Annotated in this window: 39 protein-coding genes; 15 read left to right on the forward strand and 24 right to left on the reverse strand. The window is 44.3% G+C overall.

The window, feature by feature from the left end; all coding sequences use genetic code 11:
* Positions 1–6: 6 nt before the first annotated feature.
* The 24 genes from B0184_RS09580 to B0184_RS10685 all read right to left on the reverse strand — a co-directional run bounded on the left by B0184_RS09580 (position 7) and on the right by B0184_RS10685 (position 15,661).
* Positions 7–1,392, reverse strand: a complete 1,386-nt coding sequence (locus tag B0184_RS09580) for a phage tail sheath family protein (RefSeq protein WP_005708226.1) — start codon at positions 1,390–1,392, stop codon at positions 7–9.
* A 10-nt stretch (positions 1,393–1,402) separates the two neighbouring features.
* Positions 1,403–1,870 carry a Gp37 family protein gene (locus tag B0184_RS09585; protein WP_005708211.1) on the reverse strand — a complete coding sequence of 156 codons (468 nt, stop codon included), beginning with the start codon at positions 1,868–1,870 and terminating at the stop codon, positions 1,403–1,405.
* A 10-nt stretch (positions 1,871–1,880) separates the two neighbouring features.
* Positions 1,881–2,315 carry a gp436 family protein gene (locus B0184_RS09590; protein ID WP_005708236.1) on the reverse strand — a complete coding sequence of 145 codons (435 nt, stop codon included), beginning with the start codon at positions 2,313–2,315 and terminating at the stop codon, positions 1,881–1,883.
* Positions 2,315–2,575, reverse strand: coding sequence for a DUF7210 family protein (locus B0184_RS09595; protein ID WP_005708269.1), 261 nt, complete (start codon positions 2,573–2,575; stop codon positions 2,315–2,317). The genes B0184_RS09590 and B0184_RS09595 overlap by 1 nt, the downstream gene beginning before the upstream one ends.
* A 73-nt stretch (positions 2,576–2,648) precedes the next feature.
* On the reverse strand, positions 2,649–3,575 hold the full coding sequence (locus B0184_RS09600; protein ID WP_005708225.1) for a major capsid protein: 927 nt from the start codon (positions 3,573–3,575) through the stop codon (positions 2,649–2,651).
* Between the two features lie 11 nt (positions 3,576–3,586).
* Positions 3,587–4,546, reverse strand: a complete 960-nt coding sequence (locus B0184_RS09605) for a hypothetical protein (RefSeq protein ID WP_005708216.1) — start codon at positions 4,544–4,546, stop codon at positions 3,587–3,589.
* 237 nt (positions 4,547–4,783) lie between these two features.
* The gene (locus B0184_RS09610) at positions 4,784–5,242 is read right to left on the reverse strand and encodes a phage virion morphogenesis protein (protein WP_005708250.1); all 459 of its coding nucleotides are present in this window, start codon (positions 5,240–5,242) and stop codon (positions 4,784–4,786) included.
* Between the two features lie 2 nt (positions 5,243–5,244).
* On the reverse strand, positions 5,245–5,496 hold the full coding sequence (locus B0184_RS09615; protein ID WP_005708220.1) for a Gp49 family protein: 252 nt from the start codon (positions 5,494–5,496) through the stop codon (positions 5,245–5,247).
* Between the two features lie 128 nt (positions 5,497–5,624).
* Entirely contained in the window at positions 5,625–6,893 is a 1,269-nt protein-coding gene (locus B0184_RS09620; RefSeq protein WP_005708242.1) for a phage head morphogenesis protein, read from the reverse strand.
* Between the two features lie 13 nt (positions 6,894–6,906).
* Entirely contained in the window at positions 6,907–8,376 is a 1,470-nt protein-coding gene (locus tag B0184_RS09625; protein ID WP_005708251.1) for a DUF935 domain-containing protein, read from the reverse strand.
* Between the two features lie 122 nt (positions 8,377–8,498).
* Positions 8,499–9,995 (reverse strand): terminase large subunit domain-containing protein, encoded by a 1,497-nt coding sequence (locus B0184_RS09630; RefSeq protein ID WP_005708234.1) that lies wholly within the window; start codon positions 9,993–9,995, stop codon positions 8,499–8,501.
* The gene (locus tag B0184_RS09635) at positions 9,995–10,537 is read right to left on the reverse strand and encodes a DUF3486 family protein (RefSeq protein WP_005708262.1); all 543 of its coding nucleotides are present in this window, start codon (positions 10,535–10,537) and stop codon (positions 9,995–9,997) included. Before B0184_RS09635 ends, B0184_RS09630 begins: the two co-directional genes overlap by 1 nt.
* Positions 10,538–10,546: 9 nt before the next feature.
* Positions 10,547–10,849, reverse strand: coding sequence for a hypothetical protein (locus B0184_RS09640; RefSeq protein ID WP_005708263.1), 303 nt, complete (start codon positions 10,847–10,849; stop codon positions 10,547–10,549).
* Positions 10,846–11,154 (reverse strand): hypothetical protein, encoded by a 309-nt coding sequence (locus B0184_RS09645; RefSeq protein WP_005708247.1) that lies wholly within the window; start codon positions 11,152–11,154, stop codon positions 10,846–10,848. The genes B0184_RS09640 and B0184_RS09645 overlap by 4 nt, the downstream gene beginning before the upstream one ends.
* 116 nt (positions 11,155–11,270) lie before the next feature.
* On the reverse strand, positions 11,271–11,528 hold the full coding sequence (locus B0184_RS09650) for a DUF2681 domain-containing protein (protein WP_005708258.1): 258 nt from the start codon (positions 11,526–11,528) through the stop codon (positions 11,271–11,273).
* Positions 11,525–11,749 carry a DUF2644 domain-containing protein gene (locus B0184_RS09655; RefSeq protein WP_005708259.1) on the reverse strand — a complete coding sequence of 75 codons (225 nt, stop codon included), beginning with the start codon at positions 11,747–11,749 and terminating at the stop codon, positions 11,525–11,527. Before B0184_RS09655 ends, B0184_RS09650 begins: the two co-directional genes overlap by 4 nt.
* A 202-nt stretch (positions 11,750–11,951) precedes the next feature.
* The gene (locus B0184_RS09660) at positions 11,952–12,494 is read right to left on the reverse strand and encodes an N-acetylmuramoyl-L-alanine amidase (protein ID WP_005708232.1); all 543 of its coding nucleotides are present in this window, start codon (positions 12,492–12,494) and stop codon (positions 11,952–11,954) included.
* Positions 12,495–12,565: 71 nt separating this feature from the next.
* Positions 12,566–12,892, reverse strand: a complete 327-nt coding sequence (locus tag B0184_RS09665) for a hypothetical protein (RefSeq protein ID WP_005708277.1) — start codon at positions 12,890–12,892, stop codon at positions 12,566–12,568.
* 25 nt (positions 12,893–12,917) lie between these two features.
* Complete coding sequence (locus B0184_RS09670) at positions 12,918–13,160, reverse strand: hypothetical protein (RefSeq protein WP_005708213.1); 243 nt, start codon at positions 13,158–13,160, stop codon at positions 12,918–12,920.
* A 36-nt stretch (positions 13,161–13,196) separates the two neighbouring features.
* Entirely contained in the window at positions 13,197–14,084 is an 888-nt protein-coding gene (locus B0184_RS09675) for an LAPAL motif-containing putative phage structural protein (protein ID WP_005708212.1), read from the reverse strand.
* A 21-nt stretch (positions 14,085–14,105) separates the two neighbouring features.
* Entirely contained in the window at positions 14,106–14,327 is a 222-nt protein-coding gene (locus B0184_RS09680) for an excalibur calcium-binding domain-containing protein (RefSeq protein ID WP_005708257.1), read from the reverse strand.
* A gap of 9 nt (positions 14,328–14,336) precedes the next feature.
* Complete coding sequence (locus tag B0184_RS09685; RefSeq protein ID WP_005708244.1) at positions 14,337–14,702, reverse strand: hypothetical protein; 366 nt, start codon at positions 14,700–14,702, stop codon at positions 14,337–14,339.
* A gap of 3 nt (positions 14,703–14,705) precedes the next feature.
* Positions 14,706–15,215 (reverse strand): hypothetical protein, encoded by a 510-nt coding sequence (locus B0184_RS09690; RefSeq protein ID WP_005708238.1) that lies wholly within the window; start codon positions 15,213–15,215, stop codon positions 14,706–14,708.
* Positions 15,215–15,661: a helix-turn-helix domain-containing protein gene (locus tag B0184_RS10685; RefSeq protein WP_005708218.1), complete on the reverse strand. Its 447-nt coding sequence runs from the start codon at positions 15,659–15,661 to the stop codon at positions 15,215–15,217. The genes B0184_RS09690 and B0184_RS10685 overlap by 1 nt, the downstream gene beginning before the upstream one ends.
* Positions 15,662–15,752: 91 nt before the next feature.
* Between B0184_RS10685 and B0184_RS09700 the strand changes: the two genes are divergently transcribed.
* The 15 genes from B0184_RS09700 to B0184_RS09760 all read left to right on the forward strand — a co-directional run bounded on the left by B0184_RS09700 (position 15,753) and on the right by B0184_RS09760 (position 23,429).
* The gene (locus B0184_RS09700) at positions 15,753–15,944 is read left to right on the forward strand and encodes a DNA-binding protein (protein ID WP_005708235.1); all 192 of its coding nucleotides are present in this window, start codon (positions 15,753–15,755) and stop codon (positions 15,942–15,944) included.
* An 84-nt stretch (positions 15,945–16,028) separates the two neighbouring features.
* Positions 16,029–16,181, forward strand: a complete 153-nt coding sequence (locus tag B0184_RS10605) for a hypothetical protein (RefSeq protein WP_005708272.1) — start codon at positions 16,029–16,031, stop codon at positions 16,179–16,181.
* The gene (locus B0184_RS09705) at positions 16,178–16,477 is read left to right on the forward strand and encodes an IclR family transcriptional regulator (protein ID WP_005708265.1); all 300 of its coding nucleotides are present in this window, start codon (positions 16,178–16,180) and stop codon (positions 16,475–16,477) included. The genes B0184_RS10605 and B0184_RS09705 overlap by 4 nt, the downstream gene beginning before the upstream one ends.
* A 9-nt stretch (positions 16,478–16,486) precedes the next feature.
* A complete protein-coding gene (locus tag B0184_RS09710; protein ID WP_005708266.1) occupies positions 16,487–17,413 on the forward strand; it encodes a hypothetical protein in 927 nt (308 codons plus the stop codon).
* Between the two features lie 10 nt (positions 17,414–17,423).
* Complete coding sequence (locus tag B0184_RS09715; RefSeq protein WP_005708268.1) at positions 17,424–19,244, forward strand: DDE-type integrase/transposase/recombinase; 1,821 nt, start codon at positions 17,424–17,426, stop codon at positions 19,242–19,244.
* Positions 19,245–19,305: 61 nt separating this feature from the next.
* Positions 19,306–20,478 (forward strand): AAA family ATPase, encoded by a 1,173-nt coding sequence (locus tag B0184_RS09720; RefSeq protein ID WP_005708271.1) that lies wholly within the window; start codon positions 19,306–19,308, stop codon positions 20,476–20,478.
* Between the two features lie 9 nt (positions 20,479–20,487).
* The gene (locus B0184_RS09725) at positions 20,488–20,688 is read left to right on the forward strand and encodes a hypothetical protein (RefSeq protein ID WP_039851147.1); all 201 of its coding nucleotides are present in this window, start codon (positions 20,488–20,490) and stop codon (positions 20,686–20,688) included.
* The gene (locus B0184_RS09730) at positions 20,666–20,899 is read left to right on the forward strand and encodes a hypothetical protein (RefSeq protein ID WP_005708205.1); all 234 of its coding nucleotides are present in this window, start codon (positions 20,666–20,668) and stop codon (positions 20,897–20,899) included. The genes B0184_RS09725 and B0184_RS09730 overlap by 23 nt, the downstream gene beginning before the upstream one ends.
* A complete protein-coding gene (locus B0184_RS09735) occupies positions 20,892–21,416 on the forward strand; it encodes a host-nuclease inhibitor Gam family protein (protein WP_005708207.1) in 525 nt (174 codons plus the stop codon). Before B0184_RS09730 ends, B0184_RS09735 begins: the two co-directional genes overlap by 8 nt.
* Positions 21,413–21,634: an ANR family transcriptional regulator gene (locus tag B0184_RS09740; protein WP_005708276.1), complete on the forward strand. Its 222-nt coding sequence runs from the start codon at positions 21,413–21,415 to the stop codon at positions 21,632–21,634. The genes B0184_RS09735 and B0184_RS09740 overlap by 4 nt, the downstream gene beginning before the upstream one ends.
* A complete protein-coding gene (locus B0184_RS10610) occupies positions 21,631–21,789 on the forward strand; it encodes a hypothetical protein (RefSeq protein ID WP_005708214.1) in 159 nt (52 codons plus the stop codon). The genes B0184_RS09740 and B0184_RS10610 overlap by 4 nt, the downstream gene beginning before the upstream one ends.
* A 50-nt stretch (positions 21,790–21,839) precedes the next feature.
* Positions 21,840–22,319: a hypothetical protein gene (locus B0184_RS09745; protein ID WP_005708245.1), complete on the forward strand. Its 480-nt coding sequence runs from the start codon at positions 21,840–21,842 to the stop codon at positions 22,317–22,319.
* On the forward strand, positions 22,295–22,669 hold the full coding sequence (locus B0184_RS09750) for a hypothetical protein (RefSeq protein WP_005708273.1): 375 nt from the start codon (positions 22,295–22,297) through the stop codon (positions 22,667–22,669). The genes B0184_RS09745 and B0184_RS09750 overlap by 25 nt, the downstream gene beginning before the upstream one ends.
* Positions 22,666–23,052: a regulatory protein GemA gene (locus B0184_RS09755; RefSeq protein ID WP_005708261.1), complete on the forward strand. Its 387-nt coding sequence runs from the start codon at positions 22,666–22,668 to the stop codon at positions 23,050–23,052. Before B0184_RS09750 ends, B0184_RS09755 begins: the two co-directional genes overlap by 4 nt.
* Positions 23,052–23,429 carry a Mor transcription activator family protein gene (locus tag B0184_RS09760; RefSeq protein WP_005708260.1) on the forward strand — a complete coding sequence of 126 codons (378 nt, stop codon included), beginning with the start codon at positions 23,052–23,054 and terminating at the stop codon, positions 23,427–23,429. Before B0184_RS09755 ends, B0184_RS09760 begins: the two co-directional genes overlap by 1 nt.
* Positions 23,430–23,654: the final 225 nt, after the last annotated feature.

Genomic DNA, 23,654 nt, shown 5'->3' on the forward strand with positions numbered 1-23,654 from the left:
CTCCTTCTAGCGTTGTGACACCAAGTTCACTAAGTATTTACGGGTCATCACTGATTTATTGCTGATAAGCTCGGCTGGCAATTTCGGCGTGTATTCATACATCAACGGCACGTGACCTTTGCTAAATTCATCGACTAAGTCCGTGTCGTAGTCAAGGCTGACGCGATAACCTACAATGCTTGGCAAGGCTCGCAAATAGGTGTCCACCGTTTCCAATAGGCTGTCAATCAACGCATCATCAATCGGGCGGTCGATAAATTGCAACTCGGTGCGACGGATGCTTTCGTCGATTAAGTCACCTGTGCGCAACGCCGTTTCAAAATTGATGATATGAGTTACCGTTGGATAGTTTGACGAACGGTTACCCCATAAGCGGAAACCTGTACCGAAGCTGTTAAAAATCGTGGTAATGCCGACCGCGTTAAGCAGGTTGGTTTCGGATTGTTCATCATCCACACGGGCAGTTAAAGGGACTTCCATCCCAATCACACCTTGCAACTGACGGTTTGAGGTGGAGAACCAGTAGCCGTTGTCGGTATCGGTTTTCATCCGCAAGCCTGCTGCGTGCACCGCTAAACTTTCAAGCGTATTGCTAGAACCCAACGCATAAGGGAAGAAGTGGCGAACACGTTCAGAACTTGCGGAGGCATTCAATACACCAATCGGACCTCGAGCTTGAATCGCTTTAGAAAGCGATGTGCCTTTCGGCAATTGCACATAAGCCACTGCTTTTAACTGTTCGGCTAATGTTGAAAGAGCCGCTGCACAGCTGGCAGTTTTATCAAACTCTGGGCAGATTAAAATTTTGGCATCTGCACCGTAAAGGTTGAAACCGTCACGCAATAATTCAAAGCCTTTGCGCTTGCCCGTCGCTGAATCAATCCCGCCTTTGATGTCGGCTTCCGTCACTTTTTCAGGGTCGGCATAGGCATAAGTGGCTTTTAAGCCTTCGTGTATTGCTTTCAAGGTAATTTCGCCTGTTTGCAAGTTTACGCTGTAATCTGTGCCTTCTTGCAAAGTTTGGCTAGATGATTGAATGCTGATGTTCAATAGGCCTGCTTTCGCTGTTTTTGCCATTAAGGTGGAGCTGTCTTGCGTTAAGACTTCGTCTGTAATGTCAGTTTTGTGTTTTTTCGGATCTAACACATTGACCACATACACCTTACCTGCGGCATAGCGTGCCAATACATCAAAGGCATCAGGCAGGGTAAAGCCTTGGTTTAAAATCACACCAAATTGGGCAAAATCTTTGGTGGTTTGGCACACGGTCAATTCATTGACAGCCCCGATAGGTGCCGTTCCCACGATGCCAATAATTGCACCGTCCACCGTTTCCACCGCAACAGAGCCACCTGTCACGCGTGTGGTTTTGGTTCCGTGATGGAATGCCATAATGTTCTCCTTATGGTTCTTTGCGGCGGTAACGTGCCGCGGTAAATTTTGGTAAATTTTGCGGCTGGCGTTCTTCCACCTGCCACGTTTCGGTTTGAATGATGAGCTGGTATTGCCACAAGCCGCTTTCTTCGCCTGCAAATTCTTCGCTCACCAAATGACAAGCTGTGCAATTTGTGGGGCGAAAACCCACGACGGCTAAGCGAAGTTGGTCGAGCATTTCCAATGCACCGGTGTCATCGTGTTGGCTGCGGGCTATGACCGTGAGGGCAATCAACACTTTGCGGCGTTGTTGGATAATGTCAGTGCTATCAAGACTTTCAAATTTGGAACCTGCATACTGCACCAGCACCGCACCATATTGGTCGGTGAGGTTGTAGCGGTCTAAGTCATCAGGAAACAACTCGATGCTAAAACGCGTGGTCTTCTGTTCGATGTGGTTTCGAATGCTTTCCAAAATAGGTAAAGTGGCACTCATTGATGCTCCCTTAATAGCCCGACAAATCCAATTTCTGTGGTGCGCGAGCTTTAAATTTCAACGCAGACGGTAAGTTGTCATCACCTTCCGCACCGATTTCCGTTAAGCCCAAATGCAGTTTGCCACTGGCAATGCGCTCCAAATCTTTTAAGGCTTGGCTGTGGGTTTCTTTCACATTGTCGGGAAAGCCTTTGCCTTCAGGACGGCGTGAATACAACCAATAGCGAGCCAGTTGTAGGCAAATGTTACGCACAAGCGTTGGCACATCATTTAACGGTAGCAAATAACGTGAACGTAAATAGCCGTCCACCGTTTCGGTGGCGTATTCGCACGCCTTGTTTAATACGGCATAATCGACTTCCGTTGCTCTTGTGTTGTCATTAGAGAGCTGCCCAAGCACCACTTCGCTCACCACTTCCGTTAAATCTTGTGCCTGAATGTACATTATTCTTTACCTTCGCCTTTATTGTTTTTGTTTGCCTTTTCCGCTTCTTTGCGGGCTTTTTCTGCTTCTGCAAGATGAGCTTTTTCCGCCTCAGCTTCCGCCTGTTTGCGTTTTTCGTCTTCGGCTTCATCTAGCTTCACATAAAGCGAGATTTGGGCGTATTCTTCATCGGTTAATTCAATTTTTGCACCTTGTTCATAACGATTGCCGTTATGCAGAATGACCATGGTGCCGATAACAACGTAAAGTTTTTTGTTCATTGGTTTCTCCTAGTGAAACGGTGTTACAAATCTCCCCTAACCCCTCTTTACTAAAGAGGGGGATTTTTTGGGGTTATAGGCAACCTTTAATCAAATAACCAGCCGATGCACCGAGTAAGTGCGGTTTGTGAATATCGGTGGTGCGAATGACTTCGAGTTTGCCGCCGTTTTCTTTGTAGGTGTCCACAAATAAGCCACCTTGACGACGGACGGTGTAGCCATAAGACGGCTCGTACACTGTGCCTTTGCGTTCGGTTGAACGTGGAGCAACATAGGCAAGCACAATGGCGTCAGACCAAATGTCTTTAAGTTGATTGCTTTCTTCATACACCGCTTCGCCGATTTTCACGGTATCGATACCAATCAATCTAGCGAATACTTCGGGCGTTACAATCGCCACTTGTGAATACTTGAGTTTTTCAATGACAGCGGGGTGTTCTTTTAATGCTGCCCACACATCGCCTGCAATCACGCATACATTCGGTTTGCGACCGATAGCACGCTTCACAGCACGAATGCCCGTGTCGAACATCGCAAAGATGTCTGCTTGTTTGCTCGTGATTTTCGATGTACCGCTTAAGGTCACTTTGTTGCCTGCATCGTATTTGCTTTCATCAAGGGCAAGGGTTGCCACTTCTTTTTCACGCCCTAATGCAATCACATCTTGGGTGGTATTTAAGGCAAATTGACGGAGAGAGAAAATCGCTTCGTTTTCTTCACGGTAGTCGATGGCGTATTCCACATCGTGCTCTTCTAACGCCACGTCGATTGCCGTGATGTCTTCAGGATCTAAACGGTTTGACGTGCCGCGTAAGTTACGCACCGTACTTGGTAAGCGGAATGCAAGGCGACCGAATTTCGGAATTTTGCCCGCCTCTTTGTCGATTTCCACAGTTGGCATTAAGACTTCACCCACTAACTCAAGGTTGTGATAGCCTTGTGCTAAGTTAGTTAAAACAGGATCTTGCACGCGAAGTGCTTGAAGATTGTGTGCGGTCATAAGTTTTCCTTCTATTGATAAATGGCATTAAATGCAGCTTTGTAGCTCACATTGTGTTCTTTGGCGTAAGCACGGATTTTTTGGTCAGCTTCGATGCTCGCTGGATTTGTGCCTTCGGCATATTCCACCGTGCTGTCTTGCGGAGCTGCAACTTTGTCTTTGGTGGCGACTTCACCGAAGTTCACCACTTGTGGCTGAGCGTCCAAAAAGGCTTTGAGTTTGCTATGCAGGTTTTCGCCTTCGCTAAATTCAACCACACCACCTTGCATTGTGGTGGAAGCATAATTCAACAAATCCACCGCTTGCTGTTTGGCAATCGGGGCGAGTTTGCCAGCTTTGACTAAACCTTCGGCAAAATCGGCATTTTCAGCTTTGGCTTGATTGAGTTCAGCTTCTGCTTTTTCGGCTTTCGCTTTGGCGTTTTCATCTTTGAGTTGCTGATTTTCAGCACGCAAGCGGTCTAATTCCGCTTTCTCTTCTGCACTCATTTCAGGTTCTCCTTGAGTTGGTTCAGTTTGATTGGGTTCATTTGGCATTGCTTCGCAAAAATCCACAATACCTTGCTCACTTTCTGAAAATTCAGGATTGCGCAAGCCTTTCACAGCTGGTGGCATTGCGCCTAAAAAACCGACATGGCGTAAATAGAGCGAACCTTGCTTTGGATTGTCAGGGCTATTGGCAAGGTAAAAAGATGCCGACACTTTTTTGAAACGCCCATCTGTGACCATTTCGGCAAATTCAGGGTGAACTTGGTCAAGTTCGGCTTTCAGCACATCGCCGTCTAACTGCAAGCCTTTTACCCACGCATAGGCAGGGGCTTCCATTGTGGGGTGTCCGATAACGGCTGGGGCTTCGTGATAGGCTACATCGTAGGCATCCACCGCTTGTTGCAAATCGGCAGGCGTGATTTCCACCACCGTGCCGTGTGCATCAGGTCGTTTACCCGCTTTAAAAATTTCAATCAGGGTCATTCGGTTCTCCTTGTGTTGGTAAACATCATAGAAAAAATGACCGCTTGTCGCTTTTAAACTGGTTTAAGGATTGAAAAAGAGAATTTGAAATGGGAAGAAGGAGAAAAGGCGTGTTTTTGCGTGTTTATCGGTGTTTATAAACACGCTTAAGGGATTCCGAGCAATCATTTATCGAATCCAATTTAAAACGCCACAGAGGGCGTTTTGTGCGTTATTTTTGATTTTTAGCCAAAGTGACTAACTTTGGTTAATTTGACGCTGCAAAAGTGCAGTCGCTTTTCGCAAAAGTTTTTGCTCGTCTTGTTCGCTTATGCCTAACCACGGACGAGCTGGAATGGTGGCTTTACCCCCACGCCCCGCCTTACCGCCAAATTGGTGCAAGCGAGCATATTTGGCATCAGAGCCAAATTCCACATTTTGGTCGTTGTAGTTATATGCAGTTTTATCCGACAAATAACCATCTTGACGTAAAATTTTGGTGGACTTGCCTTTCTTTTTCTTGCGAGCCAAAGTATTAGGTGAAAGCGATTGCCATTTACTTCCATCAGGTGCTATTTCTTGCTTAAACCGTTCCGCGTGGATTTTTTTCAAGGTTTCGCCCAGCACGCCATAGAGCCTGCGAGGGTGTTGCAGTTGGTTGGCAACATGGTGCAGTTTTGCGACCGCTTGGGTGTCGTTGAGGGTGATTTTAATCATCGCTAAAAGCCAGCTAATTTATTTTTTAACACATAGCCTTCAAGTTGCCATAATTTATTAAAGGCGTTCTCAAAGGCAATACGTTCGCCAATTTCTTGGTTATAGGTTTTCGGTGAAACACAGGCGGATTCACCTGTTACTGTAAAACCATTACGCAAGGTTAATACACAAACCGTGAGCGTTTCTGTTAATCGGTGGAATTGTTTATCTGTGATAATAGATTCCAAATGTTCTTGGGTAACACGTTCAGTCATTTTTATTCTCCTATTGATTAAAAAATAAGTTGGGCGTATAGTATTTCTAACGGTGGGGGTTTCCTACTGGAAAGGTTGGCGGCAATGTTTCATCCGTTATTATCCTGTTCGAATCAGGCAAACCACCGTTAATCCAAATCACCCCATAATAATTCGTAGCTTTTCTTAAAATCGTTCCATTCAACTTTGCTTTTGATTGTGCTTGCTGTGCGAACTAGATTGACTTTATGAACCAGCTTTTTCTTGCTTAATTCGTCTTTGAGCTTTACTTCGTAATCCATTTTGATTGCTACTTTACCTTGCTCGGTTTCATACACAAAAATCAGCGTAGGTAATTTCTGATCACGTTCCAACAAGATTGCCTTTGGATTTCTCAACTTCTCTGGCAACTGCTCCCAAAACTCAATCGGCAGGTTAATGCCTTTGGCTTGCTTGGTATCACGCAAGGCGTGTAACACGTCATCATCTCGCACTGCAATCACCGCACTTTGTGGAGCTTTTTCAAGAGTGTTTAATTTATCAATCACTTTGGCAGGGATTACGCCCACGTTTTTGATTTGCCCACGAGCTATTTTTTCGCTGGCAACTTGATCTACCATAGACTTCATCGCCCCGTTTAATATCATCATCGCACGTGGATTTTGTAACACGTTTTCAATTAAGAGGCTGGCAAGTTTCGGTTCGGCGGTAACGGCTTTGTTGAAAAGTAGCTGATCTACGTCTGCATTCCGCCCTGCGGTCAAACGCTCAAAATTATGCGGTTGAAAGCCCACGTCATAACCCTTTGGCACTTTTACCATTCGGGGATTGCCTGAACGTGTGCCAACCAGTTTTTCTTCCCACTCAATTTCAGGCGAAGGGCTGACGGTTCTACCCATTTCCTTGAGGTCGTCTTCATCGTGAGCGGTGACGGTGCAGTGGCAGCCATAGGCTTTAATCGGGTAATAATAATGCCAAAATGGATCGCTGGCTGGCAAAATCGTGCCGTCTAAATCAATATGCTCTTGGCGTGGGTGGCTATTGTCGTGGTGATGATATTCCCAATAAGGCATCACATCAGCCAAATCTAAATGCTGTTGCAACCGCCCGCGATTGTAAGCCGCATAAACATTAGTGTCGTAAATAATACGAGTTCGCCAATTTCTACCGCCTTTGTAATCCCAGCCTGTGCGAGAGACAACCTCATCAAACCGCTTGCGAAAGCCCTCCAGCGTTTCGCCGTTGGCAATGGCATTATCTACTGCTTCACGAAAGGCAAGCAGCACCTCATTGCGGTTTGCTCCTGCGACCATAAAAAAGTAGTCGTGTTCTTCACCGAGTACGTCAAGGTAGCTGTTGGTGGGTAAATTGAGCTTTTTCTCAAAGTATTTGACTTGATTTTCAAAGGTGAATTTCATTCAAAAATCTCCCCTAGCCCCTCTTTACGAAAGAGAGGGACTTGGCACGCTCATCTTCTACAGATTGTCGCCCTGCAAATTGGGCAGCGGTTGAACCCCACGCCAGCAGTTCGCCATATTCGGCATAGCTGAGTTCTGGAATTAGACTATCAAGTTGGTTGCGAAAATCTTCCAAACTCTCCGCTTGTCCTAAGCGGTCGCGAATATCGTGTAGCCAAGTTTCAACAACGGCTTCGCCTTCCACCTCCAACTGTTCGCCAATGCTTTCAATCACGCTTTTTGGGATTGGCTCGGCAAAATCCACCTTATCCGTCCCTTTCTTTTGTAAAGATGGGTTAGCGGAGATTTCTTGCATCACAATATCGCCCTCTTCAAAGCCATAAGTGCGGTGGATATATTGCTCGGTAAAGCTCACGCCAATTTCAGTCAAAATCTTGTCACGTTCCGCCTGCAGTTTGTCAATGATTTCTTGCTCGAATAGCTCGAAGATTGGCAAGTTGTCCACGCTAAAATTCAGCTCACAAATCCACGCCAACAACTGATTGAACGTGCCTTCTACAAGACTGGCGTCGTCGTTGCGAATATCACGCGTCACTTCTAGCCCCGCGGTGGCAGAGGCTCGGTTAGCTTCCGCTTCGGTGGTTTGGTTTTGTCCTAATAAGGCAATGGCAATTTCAGATTTGCAGTATTTGATGAAATTATCAAAGGCTTCGGATGAACCGCTTTTATCAGCACCTTCCACTAAGCCGATGGTGCTGTCGTCAGGAATCGCGGCAACCGCTGTGCCGAGCATCGCTTCCATACTGTCGAGCAAGTCTTCCACTTCGTGAATTTGTGCTTGTCGCGGATGTTTCCCCACTAGCCAAGGGGAGCCATATTTTTCGGTAAATTCCAACCAATACTTAAAGCCTGCTTTCTTAAAAGTCGCCGCCCAAAAGCAAAGAGATAAATCGCCTAAGCCATACGGGTTGATGTAGGTCGCATTTTGGGTTGCCAGCAACATTCGATAAGACGGCAGTTCTTCTCCGTTGATGTTGTCTTTAGTGCGGAGCCTGAGCTGGTTTTCATCATCGAAAACGAACCACTCTTGCGGTTTGCCGACAATGGCAACAGGCAACAACAAGCCGTCTTTGCTTTCCCACATCACTTCTAACGCTTGATAACCAAACAGTGTGGCATCAAGTATTTCACTGATAATTTGGCTCATCGGCAAGCGGTCGAAAAGTGCGGTTAAAATCTTGTCCGTTTTTTCATTGCCTGTAGGTGTGATACGCCATTCCAGCCCTTTGATTGCTGCTTTACGTCGGCGAACACAGCCCCCGACGTGACTGTCTGATAAAATTTCACGATAAGCCGAAATATCCTTGCCCATTTTCTTCAACACAGGATCAGGGTTTGGCAAATAGTGCATAAACGACCAATAGTCAATGGCGTTGGCACGGCTGGCAATGATGCGGATTAAATCTTGTTTTTTCAGAGTCATTGGCTTTCCTTATTTTTCATAATCCACAAAGGCGGCAAGCAATAAAAATACCCACCAAAACGGTTTGTCGTAAAAAATCAGCACAGCGGCAGAAATGGTTAAAGTTACAAATGCGATCATGGTTAATATCCTTGCGTTAATTTTCGGCTGGCTCTTGGTTTGCGACTGTGGGCTTTAACCGGCAACTGCACCAACTGACGGCTGGCATAATGAGCGAGCAATAAAGAAATTGCGGTGTCGCCGTGGCGTTTGTTTTTGCCGTCTGCACTTTTGGTTCGTTTATCGGGAATGCGTGGCACGCCTTTCACCACTTGGAATGAACGCAAATCGGCAAGAATATCGGCATCTTTAGGTATACTGTCGAGTTCGCCATCTTCGAGTGCGGCCTTAAATGGGGCGGTGTGTTCGCGATACCATTTTTCCGATAACTGCACGCAATCCACCAATGAGCCAAACGCATCGCGAGCAGCTTCGGCTAAATAGCCCCCGTTCCCACGTGCATCAAAAGCTGCACCAGCGAAGCGTGGCAAATGCTTGAGAATAAACAGCACGATTTGTTCTTGTTGCTTGTAAGGCATATTACCTAGCTCTACAATCAACCGAACGCTTTTTGTTAAGTTTTGTTGTTGAGCTAACACTACAAAAGAGGTCATATCGCCACTGCGGGCAAAGTCTTCGCCTAAAAAATGTAACTGTGTTTCATCTAGGGTTTGCAAAATAGGCTGAAGCGTGGTTTCGCACCAATCCAGCATTTCCTGATAGCGTGTCGGCTCAGGCACAAGGCTAAAGCCATATTTTGCCGTCATTCGGATTATGGGTGTGTTTTCGCTCATTTGGCGTTCAATTAAGGCTCGCGAGAGCCATAAGCCTGTGCCATTTTTCGGTACGCAGTAGTATTCTTCTTCCGCATCTTCTTTGGTTGCAGTGTCATTGAGTAGGTTTTCTTTCCATTCTGCTTCTTTTTCGGCTGTCCATTCTTGCTTGCTGACTTGGCAAATACGTTGGTATAGCCCTTCAGCACAGGCATCATCGAGGGTAATCGTATGCACTGAGTAGCGTTTTCTGCCTGCCCGACTATCTAAAATCAGCTCATTGAAAAGGTTGTCCGCACCGTTGTGGGTAGAAATCAACCGCACTTTTGCCCCCCACATTGTGAGAGCGAGTGCTGCTTTCAATACTTCCGCAAGGTATTCATGGAAGGCCGCTTCATCAATTACCACCACGCCTTGCATACCGCGTAAGTTTTTCGGATTACTGGAAAGGGCTTTCACTTTGAAGCCTGAAGCAAAATAGATCACATAGGTCAAAATGTCCTTATCTTCATCTTGCAATACTTCTTCTTGAATTTCGCCCGCTGCATAGTTAAACGCCCTTGCCCACATTGCTACCGCATCAATAAATTCGCGAGCCATTTCCTTATTTGACCCAATGTAGAACACATCAGAGCCGCCGTCTTTTTTGGCAAGGCTGGCAATCAATGCATCATCAGCGGCTTCTGCCCACGTCAAACCTGTTCGGCGAGATTTTTCGGCGATTTTGAGCTGCGATTTATCCGCTATCCAACGTTTTTGATAGCCCAGCAGTAGTTCATTTGGGTCAAAGGGAATAAGCTCTTTCACTATGCAATACCTAAAATTTGCTGTTTGATTTTGTCGGCGGTTTCCGCCGATAAACCTGCTTGAATAACAATTTTTTCCGTTTCTTCAGCAGCAAGTTCTGCACGTCGTTTTACATCGGCTTGATAGACTTTGAGCTTAGTGCTGGCTTGAATAAGTGATGCCACGTTTTTGCCCGCAAAACTTAGGGCTTGAAATTTCTCCATCGGGGTCATCTCATCGTCTTTGGCTTCTTCGATGTCCACAAGCGCGTCAAATAGGGACGACTGCAACATCCCCATTAAGGCTTCACTACGTTTGTCTTCCTTATCTTCTGCGCCTTCGGCAATAATGCGAGCCGCTTCAGTACTATCCTTGATTGCCTTAAAACGGCGTTCAATCTTCTGCCCATAGCGATGAATCGCCGATTTGCTGATGGAATAGCCTTTCTCACGTAATAGCGTTTCCAATTCCACATAGCCCGAAAAGCCGTTCTCAGTTAAGGCACGTTCTAGCCAGCGGCGAACATCTTCGGGCAGTTTTTCAATACTTGAGCGAGGTGCCATAATTTCCCCTTACGCCCAATACTTTTCAGGGCGGGCGATACCTGCTTGGCAGTCGATGGTGTATTCCACAATGTCCACACCTAAGCGGTTGATGTCGGCAAACCATACACCGTGCGGTTGTTTGTCGATTTCCACCAGTCTGCGGTCGGCGAGATATTCCAACTGCTGACGCACTTCAAGAGCGGTGACGTTTGGGTAAATGCCACGCATCACATCAAGTAAAAACTGCTCGCTGGTGGTGTAAGGCATTGCTTTATGTAATACGTTGAGCAACTGCCAACGCATACCTTCGCGGCGTGCTTTTTCCATCATTTTGCACTCTCCATTTTGTATAAATCACTGAGGGTTTTATGCAGTGCATCCATCTTGGCTTCTAGTACCGTTTGTCCACGAATGTAGTCATCTCGCAGTACATAAACCAAGGGCATTTGACTGTTCATTTGGTTAATTTGGCGTTCTAAGTCGTCCACCTTTTCATTCACTTTCAGTTGGTTTTGATGCCGTTCACTCAAACTGTTTTGAAATTGAGCCACTAAGATTTTGGCAAAACCAAAACAGCAACCTAAGAATGAAAGCAACAACCCCACTAAGTGCCAAAATTCGACGTTAATGGTCATCAGCTTGCTCCTTGCAGATGCCGCGATAGGTGGCGTTATGCACTGCAATTTGCCGTAAAGTTTCGGTGGTGTCTTGGCGACTTGCCTTGATTACACCAAAGCCTGAACAGCTCGGGTTAATCACGGAGATCACCTTGCTGTTGCAGGCGGTCAATAAGCCCATTGCGATCAGAAGTGCGGTTGTTTTCTTCATTCTTTTTTCTCGTTTCAAAATGTTTGACTTGGGTTTGCGCTACAGCTTTTTCCTGTTGCAGTTGCTCGTTTTGCTTAAACAAGCGGTCGATTTCTTGCCTTGCCTTGCGAATTTTGTAGCAAGCCACACCCACGCCAAGCAATACAAGGGCAGAAAAGCCTAAAATCAGATAAAAAATCATTCTTCACGCCCCCGATTATTTAACGCATTAGCGAAACCTTTGGTCGCCACGCCACCACCACAAAATAGGGCGAAGGTGGTAAAGAGTTCGCCTACATAGGCACGGTCTAACCACACGGCATAAACCAAAATACCAGCCATCAATAAAGCCCCGAAAAACTGGATAAAGGCGGTGGTAGAAAGGCGACCGTTGTCGTTGGTAATCAATTCTTTGAGTGCCATTAGTAACCCCAGCGTAAGTAAAACCATTGGGCAACCGTGCGACCTTTATTGATTGCACGGCTAATTTTGGCGTTATTGCTTAATTTTTTCATTGTGTTCTCCGTATTCTTCAAATCTCCCTCAGCCTCTCTTTTCTAAAGAGGGGGCTGTTTTTTCTCCGTTTTACCGTTCCCCTCTTTTGTAAAGAGGGGTTAGGGGAGATTTATTTAAACAAATGTTCTAAATTGACAACCTGCTCGGAATCCAACCAACTCCACACATCAAAGCATGGGCAATCTTTAATCCATTCATTCGGACTGATTGTGCCATCGCCGTTAAGGTCGGGGCTTAAATCACGATGTCCACAAATGCGAGCGCTGGGATATTTAGCCTCTAATTGGCGCAATAATTTATGTAGTGCCTGCCATTGTTTTTCGGTGTATTCGCCGTGGTTTTTGCCGTCTTTGCGAATACCGCCGACCAAGCAGATGCCAAGGCTGTTTAAGTTATGCCCTTTGACGTGTGCGCCCGTTTCGCCTTCTTCACGACCTGTTTCGACTGTGCCGTCAGTGTCAATCACAAAATGGTAGCCGATGTGTTGTAGGTGCGGATTGAATTGCTTGTAGTAGCCTGCTAAACGCTGAAAGCCACGCTGTTTGTGCCAGTCGTCAATACGTTGTGCTGCGGTTTGAGTGGTGGTGCGTAACTGCTTGCCGTTTTGAGTGGCAGAGCAATGGATCACGATTTTGGTGATGGGGAAAGACATAAAAAACTCCATTTATTAAGGATTATTTAATAACTGGAGTTTAATAAAAAATAGTATAGATTGATTTTAAACTAATTTAAGGAAGACTGGATTTCTTTATCATAAAGCTCATCAAGTGTTTGTTGATATTCGTGAATTTTATCCAACTTTTCTTGTTTCTTAGGATCGTTATCCGCAATATTTTGACATTGTGTTCTTAATCTCGCTATTTGCTTGTTAATTTTTCGCTTAGTTAAAAGCAAAGTAACATCAGGTGGATCAACCCAAATAACTAATATAGTTGTGAGGTAGCTTAACCCGCCTGATACAAGCCCAATAATTGCGGGTAATGCTTGAAAATTGACCTGAAAGTGTGAAAAAGCCGAGTGCAACAACTGTGAATAAATTGCAATCAGCATCGTATTTAATCCTGCGAGCCTTTTCTTATTCATTCGTTGTAGCACCCTTTCTTTTTTTTACTTGTTTTAAACGCTCTCTTAGGTGTGCAATTTGTTCTACTGTTAATTCATCTAAATCAAATTCTTCTACAACTTTAGAGCCATCTGCTTTTATGGTTGTAAGTCGCAAAATATTGTCGTGAATAAAATAGTTTAATAGGCGGTTAGTTACCGCCCATCCAATTACACCAAAAAGAGCCACAAGCGCAATAATAGTGCTGATACTCATCGTTTTCTTCTAAACTAATTTAGATTGAAATAAATTTTATACTACTTTATTTTTACCATCCGCAGGCGAATGTTCAATCACTTGCTTAATGGCATAAGTTTTCTTTTGTTCTATGCCATTATCAACGGTTTTGATTTCCAACTCAACATAAAATAAATCATCTGATGAAAATCTTGCCGTATTTTCTTTCACTTGTTTCCAAAACTTTTCATCGTTAATTTTAACTGCAACAGGTGTTTCTTCATTTGGTAGAATGACTTTCCAGCCACTTTGAGATGAAGCAAAGTTAATCGTTGCAATACGAATATATTGTTTATCTGGTTCAATAGTTGTAATCGTTTTTGTTACTTGTTGATCACGAAAATAATTTACTTGTTCAAACCCTACTTCAAGCAATTCTTGTTGTTTATTGCCTGTGTAGAGTTTTGCTTTTACATCACGAGAAATCGGTTGATGGAAAATTTTTGATAAATCCTTACGAATAGGGTTGCTTTGTAAAAGTGTATTAATCTCTTTCGTACTTTCAATGGTTTCTCCATCTATTTTTAGACTTTGTGTTCGTTCATCAATAATAACATCGGTTACTTTACGACCTTTTAATTTATTGACAACTGCAATTAAACCACCAGTAACGGCTCCGCCCGTAGCAAGCCCTAATACCTCCGCTACATTAAGCTGCCCTCCCATTTGAGCAATAGCAAACCACGTTTCAAATGATCCTTCTTTGTAGGCTTTCACTTCAATGCTAATTTCACTATTCGGACCGTTTAGCAATTCATTAGCTTCTTTTACCATTGCCGAAAATGCCATTAAGCTACGACCAAGTACATCGGCATCAATAACATGATCTTCCGTTTTACCACCGTCATAGACTAATTCAAAGCTTGTTGTTCTTAAGTTTAAGTTTTGTTGTTCAGTTGTCATCTTAATTCCTCAGTTCCTCAATTATTTCTTTTTCTTCCCACCACAAATACTTTCACAAGGCACGCCGTCTTTGTCGCGGTCTAGGCTACTGACACCGCATTGGGTGAGATAGAAACGGGCTTCTTCGCAGCTATCCATATCTTTACAGATGCGCTTGCCTTCGCATTGGAATTGTTCTTTAGCAAATACGGCAACTGCTACGCCTAATAGGGCGAAAGCGACGTATTTTAGGGATTTTTTCATTCTTATTCCTTAGTTAAACATGCATTTTTCACCCGTTTTATTGGTAAACGGATTGGTTTGTAAAAGTTTTGCTGTTTCTGTGCCTTGACAGCCAAATTTCTTCCACGCATTCGCGCAAAGGTTTTTGTCTTTGTTTGCTTTTATTAAGCCTTTTGAATAGAACTCGTTGTATCGGCTTTCTTTTGAAGTCGGATCTTCACCAAGCAATTTTTCTACTTTGCCAGCTGTATCGAGACGCATATTGAGATCACTACAATTACCCGAAGCCTGCATTGCATAGCCGAAATTTTCCGCCAGTTTTTCATTGGCTTTGTCTGTGTTTGCAATTGCACAAACTGAAAAAAGTGCGGTTGTTAATACAAGTAGTTTTTTCATTGGTTACTCCATATAGTCAATTAATTGATTTTTAACGTTGTATTTCATTTTCCAATATTGATATTTACGAGAAGATAATTCATCTTCGATAAGCTTAAATCGGCACCTGTTTTCTTTTAATAGTTGGTTTATGGCTTCAATATCAGGTCGCATTTTGGTAATGCACCAATTCATCAACGCCATAAATAGCAAGAATATGGCGGTAAATGCCCCAATAATAGATGCTATTAGCATAATGGCATCATCAGCATAGATGTTTACCAGCATTTCTGGAGTAAATTTTACCGTACTCGGTAAGAGTGGCACGCACGCCAACAATATCCAAAACCATTTAAATGTAAAAGGTGAAAGAAAAATACAGCGGTATTCTTTTTTCAGCAACTTTTTTGCCTGTTGAAGTTGCTCATCTGAAAATTGCGTTAAGATTTCTTTCGTTTCTTCTTCATTCATTCCGTTGAAGTAATTCAGCGTGAATGTGCTATCAGAAATAATGTTGTGATTAAATTGCTGCATTATTTGTTTTTTACTGTAAAGGAGCTACCTAAAATTCTGTTGTTATTGAATTGCTGTGCAATGTTAGTCGTTCCTGCCGCTTGCCCCATTGCCGCCATTGTCTGAGCCACGCTTAAAATCGCTGCGCGTCCCTGATCATCACATTGCATAAATAACTGCACCAACAAGCCTGTTTTGTCAGAAAAATCAGTCTTAGGCATATCTTTTAACATTTCCTGTTCTATCGCTTCATAGGTTTCACGGCGATGTCCAAGCAAGATGTACTCAATATCAAGGTCTGCTTTTTGTCGAGCAAGATCAAAAAGCTGTTTATCTGGGAAACTATTGGTTTTTTTTCTTTCTGCAAAAGCGGTCGGTTTCATACCTAAAGCCGCTGCCACTTCTTTATCTGTTGATATTTTTAGTTCATTTTTTAAGCGAAGTAACTTTTCTTTGAAAGAATCCATAATTTCCTCTTGATAAATTCAGAAAATCTGAATAAAATTCAGAATATAGTTTATTGATTGTTTATCAATTATACCACAACAGGAGAAAAAAATGCTGAATGTTAAAACGCCTGAACAGGTGAAAAGCGAGTTTGAAGCTCGCGGTGAATCTTTCGCTGATTGGGCAAGAGAACACGGTTATGACCGATTGTATGTTTACCGCGTGTTGAATGGCACGATTAAAGCTAAACGTGGTATCGGACATGAAATCGCCGTGAAACTTGGCTTAAAAGCGGCGGCTTAATCACGCAACCTGCTCTTTAACAATTTGGAAAAAACAGCGAAAAATCTAACCGCTCTTTATTTAGAAAAACAATAGGAGAACAAGATGAAACTGTTAAACAGACTAATGAGTTACCTACTCAGAAAACAAGGTTACAAAGTAATTGACCCAATTACCCAAATTGATTTATCCACGCCTGCTTTTATGCGTGATCCGAATGCAGTGGCACGATTGAAAGAGAAAGGATTTTTACAATGAAAGAAAGAATTAATGGCACGCAGCGTGCGTTGCGGATTTTAAAAGCCCTAAAAGGGCGAACGATGGACGGCTTAAGCAATAAGGATTTGTGCGAAGCGATTTCTGAAACGCCGGTGAATATCACCCGTGCCACAGCGATTTTAGAAAGCGAAGGCTTTTTGCGGAAATTACCGACCGGCAACTGGACGCTCAGTTTTGCCCTGCTCAACCTTGCGGTGTGTTATGAGCAAGATATGCAGGCAGTGAATGAACGATTTAATGAAATGCGCCACCGTGTGGCAACAGGCGGTTTTTAGGAGTAAGCGATGACAGATTTAAGATTAAGTGAACAACAAGATGCGGTGGCATTGGCAAGTAAAGCGATGACGCAGGATAAGGCTCAGGCTTATGAATTGGTGGGAATGATTAAGGCATTCGACTTTACTAGAAAGCTGGTAACGGTTACCACTTTAAAATCATTACAGGAAATTAAAGAAAGTAAGCGTTACAAAGACTTAGAGCTAACCGACCAAGATGGAAAAATGGTAACGGTTACCACCTTTAGAGATTTTTGCACAACACTTGGTTTTAGCGGAGAAAAGATTGATCAAGACCTTTTAAACCTAAACACCTTCGGCGAAGAGTTCTTTGAAACCTCCCAACGCCTCGGCTTAGGCTACCGAGAAATGCGAAAACTTCGCCAGTTGCCTGAGGAAGCCCGTGCGGAGATTGTGGAGGCAGATTATTCGGAAGCGACAGATAAAGAAGATTTGATTGAGAAAATCGAAGATTTAACTGCGAAACACGCCAAGGAAAAAGAAGCCTTGCAAGCCCAGCTGAAACGCAAAAGCGATGATTATGAGGCTCAGGCTAAGATGATTGCGGCGAAAAATGACCGTATTAACCACCTTGATTTGGAACTGGCGAAGAAAACCAAAGCGATTGAAACCCAAACACCTGAACAACGTGGCGGGGCGTTACGCGAAGAAGCGGCTGCGATTTCTTACAAAGCAGAAGCGGTGCTACGAGGGCAAGTATTCCAAGCCTTTGAAGCCTTAACCGCCCACACGGAAAGCACCGGCATTGACCATAAGCAGTTTATGAGTGGCGTGCTTGCCGAGTATCAGTTGATTTTGTCGGAACTTAAATTCCACTTTCAGCTTGATGATGTGCCAAGTGGCTCGAATGTGCCTGAATGGGCAAGACCTGATTCCCCTTGGGCGGATAAATCTGATCTAGAAACTGTGGAGTAAGGAAAATGCAATGGCAATTTTACCGAGTGTGCTATCCCACTGGGCAAACCTTGTGGAGACGGCAAAGTTTGGCGAGAAGGAGAAAATTATTGAAGAAGGCTGCACCGCCTGCGGTTTAAGTCGGGGTACTTTCTTAAAACAAATTAAGCCTTTTCGCCCTGCCAGCGGTCGCAAAGTGAGATGTGATAAAGGTAAACATCAACTAAATGAAGATGAGCTTAGATTGATTAACTCAACTTGGCTTCATATGCGACGAAACAATGGCAAAACGATGATGACCTTGGAGCAAGTCATGAATATTTTACGAGCCAATGACAAAATTAAGGCAGAGTTTACCGATGAGAATACAGGCGAAGTTCGCCCTTATTCAGCCAGTTCGGTAGAGCGAGCGTTACGCAATGCAGGACTTCACCCTGATCAAATGTTACGCCCAGCCCCTGTGGTGCAGTTGCAAAGCCGACACCCGAACCACGTTTGGCAAATCGACCCGTCTTTGTGTGTGCTTTATTACTTGAAAGAAACAGGTAAAGGCAATGGGTTGTGTGTGATGGAGGCAGAACAGTTTTACAAAAACAAACCTGCCAATGTGGCAAAGGTGGAACCGCAACGGGTGTGGCGATATGTGATCACTGACCACGCCAGCGGGGTGATTTATGTGGAATATGTTTACGGTGGCGAAACAGCGGAAAATGTCAGCCAATGTTTTATCAATGCCATTCAGAAGAAAGATAACCCAAGTGAACCTTTCTATGGAGTACCAAAGATCCTAATGTTTGACCGAGGAACAGCAAATACATCTCAGATGTTTACTCATTTATTACATCAACTTGATGTGAAAATGGAAATTCCGAAAGCCCACAATGCCCGAGCCAAAGGGCAAGTGGAAAAAGGCAACGATATTGTGGAACGCCAGTTTGAAAGCGGTTTGCGGTTTATGAATGTGAGTGGCTTGACGGAGTTAAACCAGCTTGCTCACCAATGGATGCGGTATTTTAACAGCACTAAAAAACACTCTCGTCATGGGCGAACACGTTATCAGATGTGGCAAACCATTCGTGCTGAAGAACTTACTATTCCACCTAGTCGGGAGATTTGCCAAGAGCTAATGATTACTGTGCTCACAGAACGCTTGGTGACAGATAAGCTGGAAATCAGCTTTGAAAATCGCCGATACGATGTGCGTGATGTGCCTGATGTGAAAATCGGCGAGAAAATCACGGTAGGCAAAAATCCTTATCGCCCTGAATGTGTGCAGGTGCAGTGCTTTGAGCAAGTTTTTGCTGATGATGGCACGATGAGCCTAAAACCTTACTGGGTGGTGTTAGAGCCTGTGGAAATCAACGAGCTAGGCTTTAGAGTGGATGCGGCAATGATTGGCGAAGAATACAAGGCACATCGCAAAACGGCATTTGAAGCCAATAAAGAAGCCGCTGAACAACTTGCTTATGGTGTAGAAAGCGAAGATGAGTTGAAACGAGCGAAGAAAGCCAACGCACCATTATTTAATGGGGAGATCAATCCATATCAACACATTGAGAATACGGACTTGAATTGGTATATGCCGAAAAAAGGTCAAGAACACGAACTCACCACCAACGCCCGACGGGTGGAGCAAAAACCGATGTCGGTGGTGGAATTTGCCAAAAATGGCAAAGCGCGCTGGGGTGAATTGTGGAACGGTGAGTGTTATCAATGGGTGAATGGCAGATACCCGCAAGGTGTGCCGCCACTTGAAGCAGAACGGCTATTGGGCTTGGGGTTTGAGGATTTTAAAGCGGAGTTTGTGGCACCAGAGCCTAAAACGTCGCATTTGAAATTGCTTGCCGCTTAACCACCAAAATCTCCCCTACCCCCTCTTTACAAAAGAGGGGGACTGATTGAAGGAGCATTTTATGCTGAAGTTAAAACAGGTGCTGATTGATAAAGGCGTGAGCTTAAGGCAGTTAGCACAGATGATGAAAGTGTCGCCTGCGACCATTTCCCAGTTGATAAACCATAATCAACGGGTGCGGGAGTGGGCGGCATTTGAGAAGAGTTTAATAGCGTCTTTGCAAAAGATTGGGATAAACCAACCGCTTGCAACGCTATTAGAAAAGGAAGCGACAGGGGAAAGTTTGGCGACCGAGCCTGCCGCTTCCGCCCTTAAAACAACCAAAGAGATTAAGGACGAGATTATGTTACTCGCAAAACAGGCTTTATTTCCAGCCACTAAGAAACATTTTTTACTGCCGATTGACCCTTTTTCCGTCGATATTCGTTCGGCTGACGAAGTTTTCGCCACGTCAGATATTCGTTATGTACGTGAGGCGTTGTATCAAACGGCAAAACACGGCGGCTTTATGGCTGTTGTGGGCGAATCAGGCGCGGGCAAATCGACCCTGCGTCGTGATTTGATTGATCGCATTCGAGCGGAAAACGCCCCGATTGCGGTGATTGAGCCTTACATCATTGCGATGGAAGACAACGACATCAAGGGCAAAACGCTGAAAGCGGCACATATTGCGGAGGCAATTATTTCTACCCTTGCGCCATTGCAAAGCGTGAAACGTTCTCCCGAGTCACGTTTCCGCCAGTTGCACAATGTATTGAAAGAAAGTTGCAAATCGGGCTATTCCAACGTGCTGATTATTGAAGAAGCGCACTCGTTGCCGATTCCAACCTTGAAACACTTAAAACGCTTTTTTGAGTTGGAAGATGGGTTTAAAAAGCTGATTTCCATTGTGTTGATTGGTCAGCCTGAGTTGAAACTCAAACTTTCCGAACGCAACACAGAAGTGCGTGAAGTGGTGCAACGCTGTGAGGTAGTGGAACTTGCCCCACTCGATGCGGAATTGGAAAACTATGTGGCGTTCCGCTTGGCAAAAGTGGGCAAAAAATTGAGCGACATTTTTGAAGAAGATGCGTTTTTAGCAGTACGACAACGCTTAACGGCGGTGGGCAGAAATAAAACCACCACCAGCCTGCTTTATCCGCTCGCGGCGAACAATTTGCTTACCGCCGCGATGAATTTAGCCGAAAGTTTGGGGGTGCCCAAAGTGAATGGCGATGTGGTGATGCAGGTTTAGGGGGCAATGATGAAGAAATTGACTTTGATTTTGACCGCATTTTTGTTAGCTGGGTGCGGTAAAAACATAAATTACCGTGAGCTTTGTGTGGACGGTGTGGTGTACCTGCAAAGCTATAACGGCAGCTTAACCCCCAAAATTAACGCGGATTTTTATCCTTATACTTGCACGAAAGGAGTAACGAACAATGACAAAAATGAAACCAATTAAACCAAATGATCCTGAACATTTTCTTATCTGCTGCAAAGCCTTAGCAAAAGCACTCATTGATGACCGCGAAGGTATTACACAGGCATTATTTGGTGGCATTAAACAGTTTAATGGTTCAACTAATGGCGATAAAACCGAACTTGAAGCAGTATTGGGTAGAAAATGCGGAAAAATCAGACTTGTAATTACTAAGGAATTAAACAATGGCTAAACGAGCAACACGAGTAAAAAGCGAAGTATTAGAAATCACCTTGCAAACCCAAGATGAAGTGGCGATGGCGATTAAGCAAATCGGCGATTTAGAACGTGAGCAGGTCCGACTTTCCACCTTGCAAGCGGACGAGAAAGCAGTGGTTGATGAAAAATATATGGAAAAATTAACCGCTCTTAAAGAGCAAGTGAAGCCGTTACAAAAGGCGGTGCAAGCGTTTTGTGAGAGCCGTCGGTTAGAACTGACCAACGGTGGCAAGCAGAAAACTGCTTATTTCACCACAGGCGAAGTGCAATGGCGTGCGAAACCGCCTGCGGTGGTGGCAAAAGGGATTGATAGCATTTTGGAAAGCCTTCGCAATCTTGGGCTGTTCCGCTTTATTCGCACGAAAGAAGAGCTGAATAAAGAGGCAATGCTTGCGGAGCCTGAGGTGGCTCGGTCGATTTCAGGCGTAACCATTCGCGAGGATGTAGAAGAGTTTGTCATTAAGCCGAATGATGAAGAGGTGCGAAAATGAGCCGAAGACCAAAAGTAGATCGAGATGTACTCGAAGAAGCCTATCGCAAAGCGGCTGAAACCGCAGCAGCAATGGAGCGTTCGGGCAATTATGCCAGAGCTGGTGAATTGTGGGGAGAAGCGGCAAAACAAGCGGTAACACTCAAACAACGTGAGTGGTGCAACATGCGCAAAACCTACTGCAAAACGTGGCAAGGTAAACGGGAGAAAAGACAATGATTTCCACACTAGAAGCCTTAAAAATGCAACTTCGCCAAGCGATTATTCAACTGGAACAGGCAGAGAAATCGCTGGATAAAGAACAAATGGAATACGCCAAAGCGTATGTAAGTAATGCGAAGGGGATTTTGATGAAACTCAGCATTACTTTTTAAGATAAATCAAACCGCCTTCGGGCGGTTTTCTTGTATTAGGAGAACCGAAAATGAAAGTGAAATGTAGTGCGTGCGGAGCGTTGCATTCGTTGGATGCGTTAATTGCCAATCAAGCGGCGAGCGAGGCGCTGAATGCGGCATTGATGGTGAGTGGTGAACTGGGCGAGGCGTTGATTCGCTATTTGGGGCTGTTCCGCCCTGCCAAAAGTTCGCTCACCTTTGACCGTGTTGCCACTTTATTAGGTGAGCTTACACCGATGATTCAGGCGGGCAAGATTAAACGTGATGGCGTGGAATGTGCTGCTCCTGTAGAGGCGTGGATTTATGCGATCAATCAGATGATGGCAAATCGGCAAGCATTGAAATTACCGATGAAGTCGCACGGTTATTTGTTGGAAATTATTGCGAGCCATAAGCCTGTTGGTATATCGGTGGTGGTGCAAAATTCCGAGCAAAATCGCCCGCTTGCAAGCAATAAAATGAACGCAATAAAAGGAGCTTTAGAATGGGGCAAGATAACCAATGGCTAAAACCCGTACTGGCTCAAGGCGTGGCAATGTTGTTACTGTTACGTCTGAAAAATTCACCTACGGAAGATGTAATACAGCCTACGCTGGAAGCATGGTATCGGGTACTTACTTATAAAAAGTCGTGGGATATGGAGTTGGATAAGGTGCGGTTTGAGACAGCATTTATAACGCTTGGACAGACTTGTGATTGGTTTCCTACGCCAAAACAGCTTCTGGAAGCCTTGCCACGGCGTGAATATCCTGAGCTTCCGCCACCACCGCCGAAAAGTGTGGAGGAAATGGCACAGGAAAAGGCAAAAATGGAAAGTAATTTACAACGATTGAAAGCAATTTTAAGGGGTAAACGATGAGAAAACGATTATTGCAACTGGTGCATATTGGGAAAAGTCAGTTAGGGATGGACGATGAGACTTATCGAAGTCTATTATCTCAGCAATTCTACCAAAATTCCGCGAAAAATATAAGCTATTCAGAGCTAGTGAAACTGGTCAAAATATTGCAACAAAAAGGGGCGAAAATTCGCTTACCGCAAGGTTCAACCACGCTTTCTGCTCAACAACGTAAGCTGTGGGCTGTATGGAAAGCTGTGGCTGATGAAAACAGTTCTGCGGCGTTGAATGCATTTGTGCAGCGCTATTATACCGAGATTACGGACTGGCGTGAGCTAGATAGCGAGCAAACGGCAGCTATTATTGAGCATTTAAAACAGTGGAAAAAACGAGTAGGTAAATAATGATTGATGCCAAATTTGACAATAATGACTTTCAAACCAAAGCTCCCGATTTATTGGCAGATTTGGCAAAATATACGGTGATGGCAGTGCGTGAATGCTTTCCTGATATTGATGCGGAAATGGCGGAAAATATCGGAATGATTGTGGCGTTGAAAACAGGACATAACTGGGGCGGATTGAATGTGTATGTGCCAAAGTCGATGTCGCTTTTTGCCTGTGAGCGTGAAAAGCAAATTTTCAACGAGTTCACCGGCAATAACCACGCCTACCTTGCTAAGAAGTATGGTTTATCTTTGCAATGGATTTACAAAATCGTGAAACGCGTGCAGAAGGAAGAAATTGCCAAACGGCAGTTTGATATGTTCGCCCAATCCTAAAAACAAACCCAGTGACCGTAAAAAGTCGCTGGGTTTTCTTTTTTCTGTATATGTAACGCTGTTTCATTCCACCTTTCTCACCTCTTCCCACTTTATCAAATTTCTTCCCATTTATGTTGGTTTATGTGTGAGGGTTATGTTGGGTGGGTTTAATTTGGCGTTATTGCTTAATTTTTTCATTGTGTTCTCCGTATTCTTCAAATCTTCTGTACAACCCAAACATCG

Origin of the sequence: Haemophilus paraphrohaemolyticus, from assembly GCF_002015045.1 — a bacterium.
Taxonomy (GTDB): Bacteria; Pseudomonadota; Gammaproteobacteria; order Enterobacterales; family Pasteurellaceae; genus Haemophilus_A; species Haemophilus_A paraphrohaemolyticus.

Bases quoted from the DNA above. Each gene is read 5' to 3' on its own strand.
- B0184_RS09580 (WP_005708226.1), bottom strand. From the start codon at position 1,392: ATGGCATTCCATCACGGAACCAAAACCACACGCGTGACAGGTGGCTCT.
- B0184_RS09585 (WP_005708211.1), bottom strand. From the start codon at position 1,870: ATGAGTGCCACTTTACCTATTTTGGAAAGCATTCGAAACCACATCGAA.
- B0184_RS09590 (WP_005708236.1), bottom strand. From the start codon at position 2,315: ATGTACATTCAGGCACAAGATTTAACGGAAGTGGTGAGCGAAGTGGTG.
- B0184_RS09595 (WP_005708269.1), bottom strand. From the start codon at position 2,575: ATGAACAAAAAACTTTACGTTGTTATCGGCACCATGGTCATTCTGCAT.
- B0184_RS09600 (WP_005708225.1), bottom strand. From the start codon at position 3,575: ATGACCGCACACAATCTTCAAGCACTTCGCGTGCAAGATCCTGTTTTA.
- B0184_RS09605 (WP_005708216.1), bottom strand. From the start codon at position 4,546: ATGACCCTGATTGAAATTTTTAAAGCGGGTAAACGACCTGATGCACAC.
- B0184_RS09610 (WP_005708250.1), bottom strand. From the start codon at position 5,242: ATGATTAAAATCACCCTCAACGACACCCAAGCGGTCGCAAAACTGCAC.
- B0184_RS09615 (WP_005708220.1), bottom strand. From the start codon at position 5,496: ATGACTGAACGTGTTACCCAAGAACATTTGGAATCTATTATCACAGAT.
- B0184_RS09620 (WP_005708242.1), bottom strand. From the start codon at position 6,893: ATGAAATTCACCTTTGAAAATCAAGTCAAATACTTTGAGAAAAAGCTC.
- B0184_RS09625 (WP_005708251.1), bottom strand. From the start codon at position 8,376: ATGACTCTGAAAAAACAAGATTTAATCCGCATCATTGCCAGCCGTGCC.
- B0184_RS09635 (WP_005708262.1), bottom strand. From the start codon at position 10,537: ATGGCACCTCGCTCAAGTATTGAAAAACTGCCCGAAGATGTTCGCCGC.
- B0184_RS09640 (WP_005708263.1), bottom strand. From the start codon at position 10,849: ATGATGGAAAAAGCACGCCGCGAAGGTATGCGTTGGCAGTTGCTCAAC.
- B0184_RS09645 (WP_005708247.1), bottom strand. From the start codon at position 11,154: ATGACCATTAACGTCGAATTTTGGCACTTAGTGGGGTTGTTGCTTTCA.
- B0184_RS09650 (WP_005708258.1), bottom strand. From the start codon at position 11,528: ATGATTTTTTATCTGATTTTAGGCTTTTCTGCCCTTGTATTGCTTGGC.
- B0184_RS09655 (WP_005708259.1), bottom strand. From the start codon at position 11,749: ATGGCACTCAAAGAATTGATTACCAACGACAACGGTCGCCTTTCTACC.
- B0184_RS09660 (WP_005708232.1), bottom strand. From the start codon at position 12,494: ATGTCTTTCCCCATCACCAAAATCGTGATCCATTGCTCTGCCACTCAA.
- B0184_RS09665 (WP_005708277.1), bottom strand. From the start codon at position 12,892: ATGCTGATTGCAATTTATTCACAGTTGTTGCACTCGGCTTTTTCACAC.
- B0184_RS09670 (WP_005708213.1), bottom strand. From the start codon at position 13,160: ATGAGTATCAGCACTATTATTGCGCTTGTGGCTCTTTTTGGTGTAATT.
- B0184_RS09675 (WP_005708212.1), bottom strand. From the start codon at position 14,084: ATGACAACTGAACAACAAAACTTAAACTTAAGAACAACAAGCTTTGAA.
- B0184_RS09680 (WP_005708257.1), bottom strand. From the start codon at position 14,327: ATGAAAAAATCCCTAAAATACGTCGCTTTCGCCCTATTAGGCGTAGCA.
- B0184_RS09685 (WP_005708244.1), bottom strand. From the start codon at position 14,702: ATGAAAAAACTACTTGTATTAACAACCGCACTTTTTTCAGTTTGTGCA.
- B0184_RS09690 (WP_005708238.1), bottom strand. From the start codon at position 15,215: ATGCAGCAATTTAATCACAACATTATTTCTGATAGCACATTCACGCTG.
- B0184_RS10685 (WP_005708218.1), bottom strand. From the start codon at position 15,661: ATGGATTCTTTCAAAGAAAAGTTACTTCGCTTAAAAAATGAACTAAAA.
- B0184_RS09700 (WP_005708235.1), top strand. From the start codon at position 15,753: ATGCTGAATGTTAAAACGCCTGAACAGGTGAAAAGCGAGTTTGAAGCT.
- B0184_RS10605 (WP_005708272.1), top strand. From the start codon at position 16,029: ATGAAACTGTTAAACAGACTAATGAGTTACCTACTCAGAAAACAAGGT.
- B0184_RS09705 (WP_005708265.1), top strand. From the start codon at position 16,178: ATGAAAGAAAGAATTAATGGCACGCAGCGTGCGTTGCGGATTTTAAAA.
- B0184_RS09710 (WP_005708266.1), top strand. From the start codon at position 16,487: ATGACAGATTTAAGATTAAGTGAACAACAAGATGCGGTGGCATTGGCA.
- B0184_RS09715 (WP_005708268.1), top strand. From the start codon at position 17,424: ATGGCAATTTTACCGAGTGTGCTATCCCACTGGGCAAACCTTGTGGAG.
- B0184_RS09720 (WP_005708271.1), top strand. From the start codon at position 19,306: ATGCTGAAGTTAAAACAGGTGCTGATTGATAAAGGCGTGAGCTTAAGG.
- B0184_RS09725 (WP_039851147.1), top strand. From the start codon at position 20,488: ATGAAGAAATTGACTTTGATTTTGACCGCATTTTTGTTAGCTGGGTGC.
- B0184_RS09730 (WP_005708205.1), top strand. From the start codon at position 20,666: ATGACAAAAATGAAACCAATTAAACCAAATGATCCTGAACATTTTCTT.
- B0184_RS09735 (WP_005708207.1), top strand. From the start codon at position 20,892: ATGGCTAAACGAGCAACACGAGTAAAAAGCGAAGTATTAGAAATCACC.
- B0184_RS09740 (WP_005708276.1), top strand. From the start codon at position 21,413: ATGAGCCGAAGACCAAAAGTAGATCGAGATGTACTCGAAGAAGCCTAT.
- B0184_RS10610 (WP_005708214.1), top strand. From the start codon at position 21,631: ATGATTTCCACACTAGAAGCCTTAAAAATGCAACTTCGCCAAGCGATT.
- B0184_RS09745 (WP_005708245.1), top strand. From the start codon at position 21,840: ATGAAAGTGAAATGTAGTGCGTGCGGAGCGTTGCATTCGTTGGATGCG.
- B0184_RS09750 (WP_005708273.1), top strand. From the start codon at position 22,295: ATGGGGCAAGATAACCAATGGCTAAAACCCGTACTGGCTCAAGGCGTG.
- B0184_RS09755 (WP_005708261.1), top strand. From the start codon at position 22,666: ATGAGAAAACGATTATTGCAACTGGTGCATATTGGGAAAAGTCAGTTA.
- B0184_RS09760 (WP_005708260.1), top strand. From the start codon at position 23,052: ATGATTGATGCCAAATTTGACAATAATGACTTTCAAACCAAAGCTCCC.